The sequence below is a fragment of the Geodermatophilus aquaeductus genome, from assembly GCF_900182545.1.
Lineage (GTDB): Bacteria > Actinomycetota > Actinomycetes > Mycobacteriales > Geodermatophilaceae > Geodermatophilus > Geodermatophilus aquaeductus.
The window spans coordinates 1-13,928 of sequence record NZ_FXTJ01000006.1; the positions used below are offsets into that span (position 1 = coordinate 1).

Sequence of the window (13,928 nt, forward strand, 5' to 3'; positions counted from 1 at the left end):
GCGCTGGCCCGGACCGTCGGCGGCGTCACCGACGTCCGCGTGCTCCTCGCCGGGGACGAGGTGCCGGACGGCGCCGAACCGGTCCGCCCGCTGCCGTAGCGGGTCCTGCACGACCGCCCGCACGGTCCCCACCCCACGGGTCACGGCGACCGGCGCTCACTGTTCGCCCACCGCCGGACCGGGGACGGACACGTCGCGGGAGGACACGGGCTGCCGCGGCACCGGGAGCGCCGGTCGCGACCGCCGGACCGCCGGGGGCTGCTCGGTCGGTCGCCGGCGACGCGCCTCGGTCTCCCGGATGACGAGCTTGCCCAGCTCCCAGACGACCAGCAGCACGAGGGCGGGCACCAGCGCCCACCCGAACTGGGCCAGCGTGATGGGCGTCGTGTCCAGCAGCCGGTTGAAGACGTCCATCTGGGTCACCAGCACCGCGAGGACGAACTCGCCCAGCAGCGTCCAGTTGAGCTGCTTGCTGTCGAACGTCGCGGTGGTCAGCACCGTCTGCGTCTCGCTCCGGCACTCCAGGGCGCCCACGACCAGGCACAGCGCGAACGACGTGAACGCCACCGACCGGGCGACCTCGAGCCCGCCGAAGTGCGTCGTCCCGAGCCAGATGAGCAGGAGCAGCCCGACGGTGATCACCGTGCCGGTGAGCGCCACGGTGGCGATCAGCCGCGGGGTCAGCAGCGTGTCGCCCCGGGGGCGCGGACGGGCCTCCATCAGACCCGGTGTCTCGCGGTCGAAGCCGAGCGCCAGCCCGAACGCGGCGTTGACGAAGAAGTGGATCCACAGCACCTGCGCCGGCGTGAACGGCTCCCCGGCGGCGATGTTGAACAGGCTGGCACCGAGGAAGGTGAGCACGAAGACGACGAGCAGGACGAGGACGAAGCGGATGTACTTCGTCAGGTTGTCGTAGATCTTCCGGCCCTGCTCGACCGCGAACACGATCGTGGCGAAGTCGTCGTCGGACAGGATCATCCGGCCGGCGTTCTTGGCCACGTCGGTCCCGCTGCCCATCGCGATGCCGATGTCGGCGGCCTTGATCGCCGGGGCGTCGTTGACGCCGTCGCCGGTCATCGCGACGACGTCGCCTCTCTTCTTCAGCGTGTCGACCAGCAGCACCTTGTGCTCGGGTGCGACCCGGCCGACGACACCGATGCGCTCGATCCGGAACAGCCGCTCGTCCTCCGGCAGGGCGGCGAAGTCCTCGCCGAGGACCGCCTCACCCGGGATGCCCAGCTGCTCGGCGACGGCCGCGCCGGTGACCACGTCGTCACCGGTGATCATGCGCACCCGGATGTGCGCGGCCTGGGCGCGCTCGACGGCCCGCTTGGCCTCTGCCCGTGGCGGGTCGACCATCCCGACCAGGCTGGTCAGCTCGAGGTCGGTGACGTACGCGGCGAGGTCGCCGGCCGGGTCGAAGCCGGCCGGGTCGAGGTCGCGGAACGCCGCAGCCATGACCCGCCGCCCGGCCCGCCCCATGCGCTCGACGTGCGCGTCGGCCCGTTCCTGCGCCGCCCGGTCCCAGGGCACCGGCCCGGTCGGGGACAGTGCGCTGGCCGCGCGCGCCATGACCGCCGGCGCCGCGCCCTTGACGAAGCACCGCACGACCGGCCGCCCGTCCGGTGCGGTGGTCGCGTGGAACGTCGCCATCAGCTTGATCGTCGGGTCGAACGGCAGGGTGGCCAGCCGGGGCAGCCGCTCGCGGGTGGCGTCGACGTCGAGGCCGGCCTTGTGGGCCAGCACGAGCAGGGCGCCCTCGGTGGGGTCGCCGACGACGCGGCCGTCGACGAGCTCCGCGTCGTTGGCGACGACGTAGGCCAGGATCGCCGCCTCGATCGACGGCGAGGCCCCCGCGGCGTGGTGGACGTGTCCCTCGAGCTCGTAGCCGCTGCCGGAGACGGTGTAGCGGTCACCGGCGTCCACCACCTCGACGACCGTCATCTGGTTCATCGTGAGCGTGCCGGTCTTGTCCGAGTTGATCGCGGACGTGAAGCCGAGCGTCTCGACGGACGGCAGCTCCTTGACGATCGCGTTGCGCTTCGCCAGGTCCACCCCGCCGAGCGACAGGATCATCTGGGTCACCGTCGGCAGCGCCTCGGGGACGGCGGCGATGGCCAGGGTCACGGCACTGACGAACAGGACGTCCCAGGCCTCACCACGGGTGCGGCCGAGGGCGAACATCACGACCATCGTCAGCCCGGCCGCGGCCGCGATCCACAGGGTGAGCCGGTCGAGCTCGGCGGTGAGCGGCGTCTTCTCCCTGCCCCCGGCCGAGAGCATGGCCGAGATCTTCCCGAGCTCGGTGCCGGCACCCGTGGCGGTCACGATCACGGTGCCGCTGCCGTGCGTCACCGGCGTGTTCATGAAGGCCATGTCGCTCTGGTCGCCCGGGCCGAGCCCGGATCCCGCGAGGGCCGAGGTGTCCTTGCCGGCGGGCACGCTCTCGCCGGTGAGCGCCGACTCGTCGATCTGCAGCGAGCTGGCCGCGACGATGCGGCCGTCGGCCGGCACCTGGTCGCCGGCGGCGAGCAGCACGACGTCGCCGACGACGAGCTGGTCGGCGGGGATCTCGGCGGTGTCGCCGTCGCGGCGGACCCGCGCCGTGGCCACGAGCATCGACCTGAGCGCGTTCATCGCGCTCTCCGCCTTGCCCTCCTGGCGCAGGCCGATGACCGCGTTCAGGACGGTGAGCACCAGGAGGAGGACGGCGGTGCCCCACTCGGCGATGAGCAGGGACACCACCGCGGCGGCCACCAGGATGACCTGCATGTAGCTGCGGTACTGCTCGAGGAAGCGCAGCCACCCCGGCCGCGGCTTCTCCTCGGGGAGCGCGTTCGGGCCGTCCGCGGCCAGCCGCTGCGCGGCCGCGGCCGCGCTGAGCCCGACGTCGGGGTCGACCCCGAGGGCCCGGGCGACGTCGGCAGGCGACCGGGCGTACCAGGCGCCGTCGCCGGTTCCGTCCGCACGGTGGGCGCCCCCCGTGTGCACCGTTCCCCCTGGCGTGGCCATCGCGCTACGTCCGGGGCTTCGTCGTGGCGCGGGCCGCCCGGCTGCGGGCGTGCCGATGCCCGTGGCCGTCGTGCCCGTGGCCGTCGTGCGCCGCCGCCCAGGGGTCGGGAGCGGCCCCCTCCGGGGCCTCTGCCACGAGGTCGCGCCCCGCCTCGGCGAGGTCGCGCCGGGCGTCGGGACCGACGACCGGGAAGTGCGGATCGATCTCGATCAATGCGTGCGCCAGCACCGCCCCAGCGCAGATGCGGGCGAACCACTTGCGGTCGGCCGGGACGACGTACCAGGGGGCGCGCTCCGTGCTGGTCGCCGACAGCATCCGCGAGAAGGCGTCCTGGTAGTCGTCCCAGCGTCGCCGCTCGCGCACGTCGGCGGCGGAGAACTTCCAGTTCCGCTCCGGGACGTCGATGCGCTTGAGGAAGCGGGTCCGCTGCTCCTCCTTCGACAGGTTCAGGAAGAGCTTGACCACCACGATCCCGTTGTCGACGAGGTAGCGCTCCCAGTCGTTGATCTCCCGGTACCGGCGGTCCCAGATGCCGCCGTCCGCTTCCGGCAGCCGCTGCCGCGCCAGGACCTCGGGGTGGACCCGCACGACGAGGACCTCCTCGTAGTGCGACCGGTTGAAGATGCCGATCTCGCCTCGCGCCGGCAGGCGGCGGGCGTAGCGCCACAGGTAGTCGTGGTCGAGCTCGCCCGCCGACGGGACCTTGAAGCTGCTGACGCGCACCCCCTGCGGGTTCACCCCGCTCATGACGTGGCGGATCGTGCCGTCCTTGCCACCCGCGTCCAGGGACTGCAGGCAGACGAGCACACCGTGCGTGCCGGCGGCGGCGAGCCGGGTCTGGTACTCCGCCAGGAGGGCGATGCCGGATCGCAGGAGCTCCCGGCCGTCCTTCTTCCGCAGCATGTCGGAGCGGTAGCCGGGGTCGAAGTCCTCGCCCAGGTGGACGGTGGCCCCCGGCCGGACCCGGAGCGGCTCGATGAACCTCTGGATGCGCTGCCTGCGCTCATCGGTCACCTCGGACACGGCGACCACCTCCTGCCACGTCGGCACGGTCCCCACGAGACTGGTCCGGCCCGGCTCCGCCGACCTCGTCCGAAGCAGGTGAAGACGGTGGCAGGCGAGGGCGCCGGACCTCAGCCTCCCGTCGTGCTCGCCGGTGCATCGGCCGGCGCGGTGCGCGGCTGCGGGACCGCCGCCTCCTGCTCGGCCCGGCGCAGGTCCGCCGCGAGCTGGTCGGCACCCATCTCGGTGGCCCGGGAGATCCTCCGGTCGGCGGCCTTGACGCTGGCGACGACCTGGTCGGCGAGGTTGGTGGCGTAGACCGCGATCAGTCCTGCCTGGCCGGCGTCGAGGGTGTCCCCGAGCTCCTTGAGGTCCCCGCGCGACATGCCGCCGGTGACGTGCCCGGTCACCCCGCCGATGGCCGCACCGGCGCCACCGGCGGCGATGATCCCGATGCCGACCGGCGGGAACAGGGTCGCGACGACGCCGACGGCCAGGCCCCAGCCGAGCCCGACGGCCGCGCCGTGGCGTGTCGGCTGCTCGTGCTTGCGCACGATCCGGACCTTGCCGTGCTCGTCCTTGGCGATGACAGCCGCGTCGAAGTCGTCGGAGCTCTTGACCTCGCGGTAGAGCTGCTTGATCGCCTCGTAGTCGGCCGCGGCGGCATCGAGGTCGTCGTATGCGGCAGCGATCACGTACAGGGTGTCCACGTCGTGCTGGGCCATGGCGGACCTCTCAGCGCTCGGCTTCCGGGGCTCCCACTGTCGAGGGGGAGTCCCCCGGGCGCCTCACCCACGGAGGGCGAAGGCGGGCGACGCCGTCAGGTCCAGGCGGTGGACAGCCGCACGCTCACGCCGTGCTCGTCGCGGCGGATGGCGACGTGGTCGCACAGCTGGCGGGCCAGCCACAGGCCCATCCCGCCGTGGGACAGGTCCGCGCCGTGGGCCGGCCCGTACCCGGCGAAGGGGTCGTCCCAGCCCCGTCCGGAGTCGCGCACGGTGCAGACCAGGCGCCCCGGCGCGGTCCACAGCCGCAGCCCGGCCGGCGGCGCCCCGTGCCGGACGGCGTTGGAGGCCATCTCGTCGACGGCCATGAGGAAGTCCTCCAGCACGTCGCGGGGGCCGTCGACGGTCTCCAGCAGCGCACGGACGGCGTGCCGCAGGCCGGTGTAGTCGGCGATGGCGTCATCCGCGAGCGCGGGCGGGGTCGCCTCGAGCGGCTCGTCGGGGACCGGGAGGGTGCGCAGGTAGGTGGCGGGGTCGACGTAGTCGCGGTTGGCCGTCCACCCGTCCGCGGTGACCAGGCCCGGGTGGGTGTGCCGCGCGGTGGCCAGCAGCGGCTCGGGGAGGGTGGCGCTGAACACGCACAGCCCCCACAGCGGGAAGGGGGCGAAGGCGGCGTTGATGACCGACTCGTAGGCCTGCCACTCGCGCCAGTCGGCGACGGTGGCCCCGAAGTCCACCTCGCCGACCGCGCGCACCCGGCGACCCGGCGCGGCGTGCTCGGCGGCGAACCGGCGGAACGCGGTGACGGCGGTGGGCGTCCGGGAGCGGTAGAGGTCGTGCCGCTCGACCACGAACACCCGCGGGTCCTCGCCGACGGCCTCGCGCAGCGGCCCGGCGGTCTCGGGGCCGGTGGCGATGACCGCGGCGTCCCCGGCGGCCAGGCCCTCGAGCAGCCACGGCGCGGCGACCTCGGCGACCTGCTCGGGGGTGTCGTAGACCAGCGCGTCGTGCGCGGTGTCGCTGCCGGGACCGGCACCGGGGCCGACGACGGGGACGGCGGCCACCGCGGCACCGTGGTCCGACTGCAACGTGGGGTCTCCCGAGATGGTCACCGGTACACCGGCGCCCGGGCGGCCGGCGACACCACGGTAACTCCGGAACGGGAGCGCTCGATGAGCACCCGGTACCCGGACGCCGGGCGGCCCGGCCGCACTCCGCAGGATGGGCCGGTGCGCGCGGTGGTGAGCAGGGTGACCTCGGCCTCGGTGACCGTGGACGGCGCCGTCGTCGGGGAGATCGGCGCGGGCCTGCTCGCGCTGGTCGGCGTCGGCCGGGACGACGACGCCGGGCGCGCCCGGGCGCTCGCGGGGAAGATCCACGGGCTGCGGGTGTTCCCCACCGAGGACGGCGCCCGCTCGGTGGGCGACCTGGGCCTGCCGGTGCTCGTGGTGAGCCAGTTCACACTGCTGGCCGACACGCGGAAGGGCCGGCGCCCCTCCTGGGACGCCGCCGCACCCGGGGAGGTCGCCGAACCGCTGGTCAGCGCCGTCGTCGAGGATCTGCGGCGGCGAGGCAGCACGGTGGCCACGGGGGTGTTCGGGGCGCGCATGCTGGTGTCGTCGGTCAACGAGGGACCGATGACCTTGCTGCTGGAGGTCTGAGCGGACGGCGAGCCGGGTACGTGGGGTGACCGAACACACCACCTGTGCGTTCCCTGTGAACCCCGGTCGTGTGGAACACCTGGCCCCGTCGGGACCGTTGTACGGGGCGTAACACAACGGACCACAACGGACGAACCGCGGGGCACCGCCCGGACAGCGGAGCCCCACCCCAGACGCGGGTGTCCCACCGGCTACGAGGCCGGTGCATGCATCCGAACTCCAGGCAAGGACGAAGACATCCCGTGACGCTCCTCCAGTCTTCCCCCAGTGACGCTCTCGAGGTCCGCTCGCCGCGACGCGAGCCGGACACCAGTGGCCTGGTGTCGACCGACCTGGTGCGCGTGTACCTCAACACGATCGGCAAGACCGCCCTGCTGACCGCCGAGCAGGAGGTGGAGCTGGCCAAGCGCATCGAGGCCGGTCTCTACGCCGAGCGGCTGCTCACCGAGCGCCAGCTCACCCCGGCCCTGCAGCGCGACTACAAGGCGCTGGCCGTCGACGGCAAGGCCGCCAAGCGGCACCTGCTCGAGGCCAACCTGCGCCTCGTCGTCTCGGTGGCCAAGCGCTACACCGGCCACGGCATGACGTTCCTGGACCTCATCCAGGAGGGCAACGTCGGCCTCATCCGCGCGGTCGAGAAGTTCGACTACACCAAGGGCTTCAAGTTCTCGACCTACGCGACGTGGTGGATCCGCCAGGCGATCACCCGCGCGATGGCCGACTCCGGCCGCACCATCCGGCTGCCCGTGCACCTGGCCGAGCAGGTCAACAAGGTCGTGCGGACCCGCCGGCGGGTGCACCAGGAGCTCGAGCGAGAGCCCACCGCCGAGGAGCTCGGTCTCGAGCTCGACATGACGCCCGAGCGGGTCACCGAGCTGCTCGAGTACAGCCGCGACCTGGTCAGCCTCGACCAGACCGTCGGCGCCGACGAGGAGTCCCGCCTCGGCGACTTCATCGAGGACGCCGACGCCGCGGTCGCCGAGGACGCCGTCGCCTTCCAGATGATGAAGGGCGACGTCCGCACCGTCCTCTCCACGCTGGAGGAGCGCGAGCGCGACGTGGTCGTGCTCCGCTTCGGCCTCGACGGCGGCCAGCCCCGCACGCTCGAGCAGATCGGCAAGCAGTTCGGTCTCTCCCGCGAGCGGGTGCGCCAGATCGAGCGCGAGACGATGGCCAAGCTGCGCGACCCGCAGCGCGCCGACGCCCTGCGCGACTACCTGGGCTAGCAGCCAGCACCCGAGAGCCGGTTCCCCGTACGGGGAGCCGGCTCTCGGCATTGACAGGGCCGTCCGGCCGGGCCAGGCTCGTACTCAACCAAACGGTTGAGGAGATCGCGATGACGACGACCCAGCGGACGACGGCGCAGCGGTGGCGGCACCTGGCCGACGAGTTCGGACGGCGGGTCGACGGCGTCCCCGCCGGCCGGTGGGACGACCCGGCACCGTGCGAGGGCTGGGTGGCGCGCGATGTCGTCCGGCACGTCGTGGAGTGGATGCCCCCGCTCTACCTGGGCGCCGTCGGCCTGGAGGTGCCCGAGATCCCCTCGGTCGACGACGACCCGGCCGGTGCCTGGCGGGCCGCCGACGCCGCGATCACCGCTCTGCTCGACGACCCCGTCCTCGCCGCGAGCCCCACGAGCACCCGCGCCGGGGACATGACGCTGGAGGCGCTGGTCGCGATGACCGGCCTCATGGACCTGCTGGTGCACGCGTGGGACCTCGCCCGCGCCACCGGCCAGGACGAGGACGTCGACGCCGAGGAGGCGTCGGCCTTCCTCGCCGGGATCGAGCCCTGGGACGCCGCGCTGCGCAGCAGCGGACACTACGGCCCGCGGGTCCCCGTCCCCGACGACGCCGACGGCATGACCAGGCTGCTGGCCTTCACCGGCCGCCGTCCCTGACCCGGACCGCCCGCCCGCGATGAGTTCCGGTGCCGGCGGCGGTCACCCCGTCGTCGACACCGAGGAGGGAACCGTGGGTCAGCTGCTGAGGGTCCAGAACTTCACCGTCTCCAGCGACGGGTACGGCGCGGGCGAGGGCCAGAGCCTGGAGCGCCCGTTCGGGCACGCCGACCCCCGGGAGCTGATGTCCTGGGCCCTCGCCACCGCGGGCTTCCCCGGCCGCACCGAGCCGGGCGGCAGCCGCGGTCTCGACGACCTCCTGATCCGCGACTTCGCGCACGGCATCGGCGCCGAGATCATGGGCCGGAACAAGTTCTCGCCCTCCCGCGGCCCCTGGGAGGACCTCGAGTGGCAGGGCTGGTGGGGCGACGAGCCGCCGTTCCACACGCCCGTCTTCGTGATGACCCACCACGTGCGGCCCGCGTTCACGCTGTCGGACACGACGTTCCACTTCGTCGACGCCGACCCCGCCACGGTGCTGGAGCGGGCCCGCGCGGCGGCCGGCGGCGCCGACGTCCGGCTCGGGGGCGGCGCCACGGTGATCCGGCAGTTCCTCGACGCCGACCTGGTCGACACGCTGCACGTCGCCGTCGCCCCGCTCGAGCTGGGCGCCGGCTCCCGGCTGTGGACGTCCCCCGACGAGCTGCTCGACCGCTTCCACCGCGACGTCGTCCCGAGCCCGAGCGGCGTCACCCACCACCTCTTCTGGCGGCGGTGAGCCGGGCGCTCAGTCGCGCATGCGGCGGGGGCCGGGCTCCACGCGGGCGGTGGGCGGACCCACCCGCACCGTGCCGCCGGCGACGACCAGGGACCGCCCGCCGTGCCACGGGTCGGCCGGCCCCACGATGACCGGCGACAGGGTCAGCCCGAGCACCTCGGGCAGGTCGTCGGCCAGCCGCGCCACGCGCAGCAGCAGGTCCTCCAGCGCCGCGACGTCGACCCGCTCGGCCCCGCGCCACCCGTCCAGCAGCGGCCACGCCCGCGGCGCGCGCACCAGCTCGGCGGCGTCGAGGTCGGTGAGCGGCAGGGTGCGGTAGGCGCGGTCGCCGAGCAGCTCGGTGGCCACTCCCCCGACGCCGAAGCTGACCAGCGCGCCGAACGAGGGGTCGTCGACGACCTCCACCACGGTGGCCACGCCCGGCGCGGCCATCTCCTGCACGATCACCGGGTCGCCGGCCGGGATGGCGGCGAACGCGGCGCGGACGGCGGCGGCGTCGGGCAGGTCGAGCCGCACGCCGCCGAGGTCGGTGCGGTGCCGCAGCCACGGCGCCGTGGACTTCAGCACCACCGGGTAGCCGACCGCGTCGGCCGCGGCGACGGCCTCGTCGGCGGTGGTCGCCGTCCGCGTGCCGAGCAGCGGCACCCCGTAGGCGGCCAGCAGCTCGAGGATCTCGTCGTCGGTGAGCGGGCGGCCGCCGGGCGACTCCGCCATCGCGCCGAGCACCACCGACCGGGCGCGGGCGGCGTCGACGTCGGGCAGCTCGGGCACCGTGCCCATCGGCCGCCGGCGCCACCGGGCGTACTCGGTGACCCGCGCCAGCGCGATCACCGCCCGCTCCGGGGACGAGTAGGACGGCACCGAGCCGCGGGCGGGCATGCCGGCGTCGTCGGGGACCGTGAGCTCCGGCGGGATGCCCTCGGCGGAGAGGAACGTCGCCACCACGGGCTTGGCCGAGCCGCCGGCCACCTCGCGCAGCACTCGCCCGAACTCGCCCGGCGGCGTGCGCACCAGCGGCGGCAGGAACACCGCGACGACGGAGTCGACGCCGTCGTCCTCCACGGCGGCCTGCAGCGCGGCGCGGAAGGCCTCCGGACTGCCGTTGGTGCCGATGTCGACCGGCGCCGCGTGCGCGAGGGCCAGCCCCTGGTCGAGGACGGCGTCGGCGACGAGGACCCCCATCGCCGTCGAGTTGCCGACGACGGCGACCCGGTCGCCGGCGGGCAGCGGCTGGTGGGCCAGGAGCAGGCCGACCTCGAAGAGCTGGGCGACGGTCTCCACGCGGATGACCCCCGCCGAGGCGAACAGCGCCGCCACCGACTGCTCGGGCACCGCCACCGACGTGCCGGCCAGGCCCGGGGTGAGCCCGCCGTGCCGGCCGCTCTTCACCGCGACCACCGGTTTGGTGCGGGCCACGGTGCGGGCCAGCCGGGCGAACTTGCGCGGGTTGCCGAAGCTCTCCAGGTGCAGCAGCACGACCTCGGTGCCGGGGTCGGTGGCCCAGTACTGCAGCAGGTCGTTGCCGCTGACGTCGGCGCGGTTGCCGGCCGAGACGAAGCTGGACAGGCCGATGTTGCGGCTGCGCGCCCGCTCCAGCAGCGCGACGCCGAGGGCGCCGGACTGGGCGAAGAAGCCGACCCGCCCGCGCGCCGGCACCCGCGGGGCGAGGCTGGCGTCCAGGCGGATGGCCGGGTCGGTGTTGACGATGCCCAGGCAGTTGGGGCCGACGACCCGCATGCCCGAGGCGCGGGCGGAGGCCACCAGCTGCCGCTCCGCCTCGCGGCCGGCCGGGCCGGTCTCGCCGAAGCCGCCGGAGATGACCACCAGGCCGCGGACCCGCTTGCGCCGGCAGGCCTCGACCACGCCCGCGACCTCGTCGGCGGGCACCGCGACCACCGCCAGGTCGACGTCGTCGGGGATGGCCTCGATCGAGGCGTAGGCGGGGACGCCGCGGACGTGCCGGACGCCGGGGTTGACCGGGTACACCGGCCCCTCGAAGCCGTAGTCGAGCAGGTTGCGCAACACGAGGTTGCCGATCTTGGTCTCGTCGTTGCTGGCGCCGACCACCGCGACCGACCGCGGCGTGAGCAGGCGGGCGATGGAGCGGGACTCGCTGCGCTGCTCCCGCTCGTAGGCCACCGCGAGCGAGGTCTCGGTGGGCGCGATCGGGAAGGTCAGGTGGACCACGCCCTCCTCGTAGGAGCGCGTGGCCTGGTAGCCGGCGTCGAGGAAGACCCGCACCATCCGGGCGTTCTGGGTGAGCACCTCGGCGACGAAGTTGGTGATCCCGCGCTCGCGGGCCGCGGCGGCCAGGTGCTCGAGCAGCACCGAGCCCAGGCCCCGCCCCTGGTGGGCGTCCTCGACGAGGAAGGCGACCTCGGCGTCGCTGGTGCCGGGATAGCGGTCGTAGCGGCCGACGCCGATCAACTGGTCCCCGAGCAGCAGCACGAAGGCCACGCGGTCGGTGTGGTCGACGTGGGTGAACCGGTACAGGTCCCGGTCCGAGAGCCGCTTCATCGGCCCGAAGAACCGGTAGTAGCGGGTCTGGTCGGAGCTGCGCTCCATCAGCCCGGTCAGCCCCTCGGCGTCCTCGGGACAGATCGGGCGCAGGTGCACGGTGCCGCCGTCGGCGGCGACGATGTCGGCCTGCCAGTGCGCGGGGGGCTGCGGCGCCTCCTCGTCCGGGGGCGCCGCGGTGGTCTGCTGCTCAGTCACGGGGGTCGTCCGGGTCCAGACCGAAGTAGGGGAAGGACGCCTTGCGGGTGCGCGACACCGCCCGGTCCACGCGGGACTCGGTGTAGGGATCCCACGCCGAGAAGCCGGTGTAGCCGCCCTCGGTCATGTGCGTGGGCGGCCGGGCCTTCAGTCCCCGGGCGACGACGTCGTCGCGCCACGACTGCGGGATCGCCGTCACCGGGTCCAGCCGCTCGCCGGACGCCTCGGCGAGCAGGTGCGTCCAGGCCCGCGGCACGCAGCGCACCAGCCCGTACCCGCCGCCGCCGAGGGCGATCCACCGGCCGTCGCAGACCTCGTGCGCGAGGTCGTGCACCGCGCGGTAGCTGGCCCGCTGCCCGTCGACGGTGAGCGCGAGGTCGGCGAGCGGGTCCTCGTGGTGGGCGTCGCAGCCGCACTGGGTGACCAGGATCTGCGGGGCGAAGGCACGCACCACGCTGGGGACGACCGCGGTGAAGGCGCGCAGCCAGCCGGAGTCGTCGGTGCCGTTCGGCAGCGCGAGGTTGACCGCGCTGCCCAGCGCCTTCTCCGGGTGACCGGTCTCCTCGGGGAAGCCGGTGCCGGGGAACAGCGTGAGCGGGGTCTGGTGGACGCTCACGGTGAGCACCCGCGGGTCGTCGTAGAAGGCCGCCTGGACGCCGTCGCCGTGGTGGACGTCGAGGTCGACGTAGGCGATCCGCTCGTAGCCCTGGCCCAGCAGCCAGGCGATGGCGACCGCGGCGTCGTTGAACACGCAGAAGCCCGAGGCGCGGTCGCGCATGGCGTGGTGCAGGCCGCCGGAGATGTTGACCGCGTGCTGCGCGCGGCCGGTGTGCACCAGTTCGGCGGCGAGCAGGCTGCCGCCGGTGATGAGCGCGGCCGCGTCGTACATGCCCTCGAACACCGGGTTGTCGGCGGTGCCCAGCCCGTACGCCTCGTCCGGGTGCGTCGGCGCCCGCCGCACCGCCTCGAGGTAGGCGGGGTCGTGCACGAGGGTGAGCAGGTCCTCACCGGCCGGTGTCGGGCGGACCACCTCGACCCGGCTCGGCGCGAGCACGCCCAGGCCGTCGGCCAGGCGCATGGTGAGGTCCAGCCGCACCGGGTGCAGCGGGTGCTCGCCGCCCATCGTGTAGCCGAGCAGCGCCTCGTCCCAGACCACGGCCACCGAGTCGCTCACGAGCCCTCCCCTGTCGCCGTCGCCGCGGAGCCCCCGACGCGCCCTCGTCCGGACGCTACCGCCGCGCCCCACCGGGCGCCGCGCCCGCGGACCCGGCACCTGCCCGGCGGGCCCCCTGCGCGGAACCCGGTCCGGTCGCCCGCGCGCCGTAGGATCGACGGCGACACGGAGGAGTGCCAGTGAACGACCTCATCGACACGACCGAGATGTACCTCCGCACGATCTTCGAACTGGAGGAGGAGGGCATCGTCCCGCTGCGGGCGCGCATCGCCGAGCGGCTGCACCAGAGCGGCCCGACGGTGAGCCAGACCGTGGCGCGCATGGAGCGCGACGGCCTGCTGACCGTCGAGGGCGACCGCCACCTGCAGCTGTCGGAGACCGGGCGGGAGCTCGCCACGGCCGTCATGCGCAAGCACCGGCTGGCCGAGTGCCTGCTCGTGGACGTCATCGGCCTCGACTACGCCGACGTCCACGAGGAGGCCTGCCGCTGGGAGCACGTGATGAGCGAGGCGGTGGAGCGCAAGCTGCTGTCCCTGCTCGGCAACCCCACGGTCTCGCCCTTCGGCAACCCCATCCCGGGCCTCGACGCGCTCGGCGGGGAGACCTCGGCGGTCCTCGACGCGCTGACCCTGCTGTCCACCACGGCGACCGCCGAGGGCCGGCGGGTGACCGTCCGGCGGATCAGCGAGCAGCTGCAGGAGGACGCCGCGCTGCTGCGCGCGCTCGCCGACCAGGGGATCCGCCCCGGCGCCACGATGGTCGCGCAGTCGGTGAACGGCACCGTCACCCTCGACGGGCACCCGGTCCCGCCGGGCGTGGCCCAGCACCTGTTCGTCTCGGCGCTGGACGAGGACCTCACCCCGGTCGAGGCCGCCGCCCAGCTCTGACGAAGGACCCCGCCGCCCCCCACGCCTCGCAGGCTCGGCGCGGGACCCTGCTGCGGGGCCGTTCCAGCACGTCACCCGGCCCGGCGCCCGGTCCACCGCTCCGGCGGAGGACCGGGCGCTGCTCGTTACGGTG

11 protein-coding genes are annotated in these 13,928 nt (G+C 74.3%); 5 read left to right on the forward strand and 6 right to left on the reverse strand.

The features are described 5' to 3' along the window. Nucleotides 1-156 precede the first annotated feature (156 nt). The 4 genes from FN207_RS27325 to FN207_RS15415 all read right to left on the reverse strand — a co-directional run bounded on the left by FN207_RS27325 (nt 157) and on the right by FN207_RS15415 (nt 5,804). Nucleotides 157-2,991, reverse strand: a complete 2,835-nt coding sequence (locus tag FN207_RS27325) for a cation-translocating P-type ATPase (RefSeq protein ID WP_221888226.1) — start codon at nt 2,989-2,991, stop codon at nt 157-159. Between the two features lie 25 nt (nt 2,992-3,016). Then, the gene (locus FN207_RS15405; RefSeq protein ID WP_221888227.1) at nt 3,017-4,063 is read right to left on the reverse strand and encodes a polyphosphate kinase 2 family protein; all 1,047 of its coding nucleotides are present in this window, start codon (nt 4,061-4,063) and stop codon (nt 3,017-3,019) included. A gap of 83 nt (nt 4,064-4,146) precedes the next feature. Continuing rightward, entirely contained in the window at nt 4,147-4,740 is a 594-nt protein-coding gene (locus FN207_RS15410; protein ID WP_142459376.1) for a DUF1269 domain-containing protein, read from the reverse strand. 95 nt (nt 4,741-4,835) lie between these two features. After that, nucleotides 4,836-5,804 (reverse strand): sensor histidine kinase, encoded by a 969-nt coding sequence (locus tag FN207_RS15415; protein ID WP_142459377.1) that lies wholly within the window; start codon nt 5,802-5,804, stop codon nt 4,836-4,838. Between the two features lie 165 nt (nt 5,805-5,969). Between FN207_RS15415 and dtd the strand changes: the two genes are divergently transcribed. The 4 genes from dtd to FN207_RS15435 all read left to right on the forward strand — a co-directional run bounded on the left by dtd (nt 5,970) and on the right by FN207_RS15435 (nt 9,019). Then, the gene (gene dtd / locus FN207_RS15420; protein ID WP_142459614.1) at nt 5,970-6,401 is read left to right on the forward strand and encodes a D-aminoacyl-tRNA deacylase; all 432 of its coding nucleotides are present in this window, start codon (nt 5,970-5,972) and stop codon (nt 6,399-6,401) included. Nucleotides 6,402-6,643: 242 nt separating this feature from the next. After that, on the forward strand, nt 6,644-7,627 hold the full coding sequence (gene sigB / locus FN207_RS15425; RefSeq protein ID WP_142459378.1) for an RNA polymerase sigma factor SigB: 984 nt from the start codon (nt 6,644-6,646) through the stop codon (nt 7,625-7,627). Between the two features lie 110 nt (nt 7,628-7,737). Then, nucleotides 7,738-8,301 carry a TIGR03086 family metal-binding protein gene (locus FN207_RS15430; protein WP_142459379.1) on the forward strand — a complete coding sequence of 188 codons (564 nt, stop codon included), beginning with the start codon at nt 7,738-7,740 and terminating at the stop codon, nt 8,299-8,301. Nucleotides 8,302-8,374: 73 nt separating this feature from the next. After that, the gene (locus tag FN207_RS15435) at nt 8,375-9,019 is read left to right on the forward strand and encodes a dihydrofolate reductase family protein (RefSeq protein ID WP_142459380.1); all 645 of its coding nucleotides are present in this window, start codon (nt 8,375-8,377) and stop codon (nt 9,017-9,019) included. Nucleotides 9,020-9,028: 9 nt separating this feature from the next. On the opposite strand, the gene FN207_RS15440 is transcribed toward FN207_RS15435, so the two are convergent. Together FN207_RS15440 and FN207_RS15445 are read right to left on the reverse strand one after the other, a co-directional pair. Next, on the reverse strand, nt 9,029-11,734 hold the full coding sequence (locus FN207_RS15440; RefSeq protein WP_142459381.1) for a bifunctional acetate--CoA ligase family protein/GNAT family N-acetyltransferase: 2,706 nt from the start codon (nt 11,732-11,734) through the stop codon (nt 9,029-9,031). Next, nucleotides 11,727-12,908 (reverse strand): acetoin utilization protein AcuC, encoded by a 1,182-nt coding sequence (locus FN207_RS15445; RefSeq protein ID WP_142459382.1) that lies wholly within the window; start codon nt 12,906-12,908, stop codon nt 11,727-11,729. Before FN207_RS15445 ends, FN207_RS15440 begins: the two co-directional genes overlap by 8 nt. Before the next feature lie 179 nt (nt 12,909-13,087). Between FN207_RS15445 and FN207_RS15450 the strand changes: the two genes are divergently transcribed. Further along, nucleotides 13,088-13,795 (forward strand): iron-dependent transcriptional repressor DtxR, encoded by a 708-nt coding sequence (locus FN207_RS15450; protein ID WP_142459383.1) that lies wholly within the window; start codon nt 13,088-13,090, stop codon nt 13,793-13,795. The last annotated feature ends 133 nt before the right edge of the window (nt 13,796-13,928 follow it).

Bases quoted from the DNA above. Each gene is read 5' to 3' on its own strand.
- FN207_RS15410 (WP_142459376.1), bottom strand. From the start codon at position 4,740: ATGGCCCAGCACGACGTGGACACCCTGTACGTGATCGCTGCCGCATAC.
- FN207_RS15430 (WP_142459379.1), top strand. From the start codon at position 7,738: ATGACGACGACCCAGCGGACGACGGCGCAGCGGTGGCGGCACCTGGCC.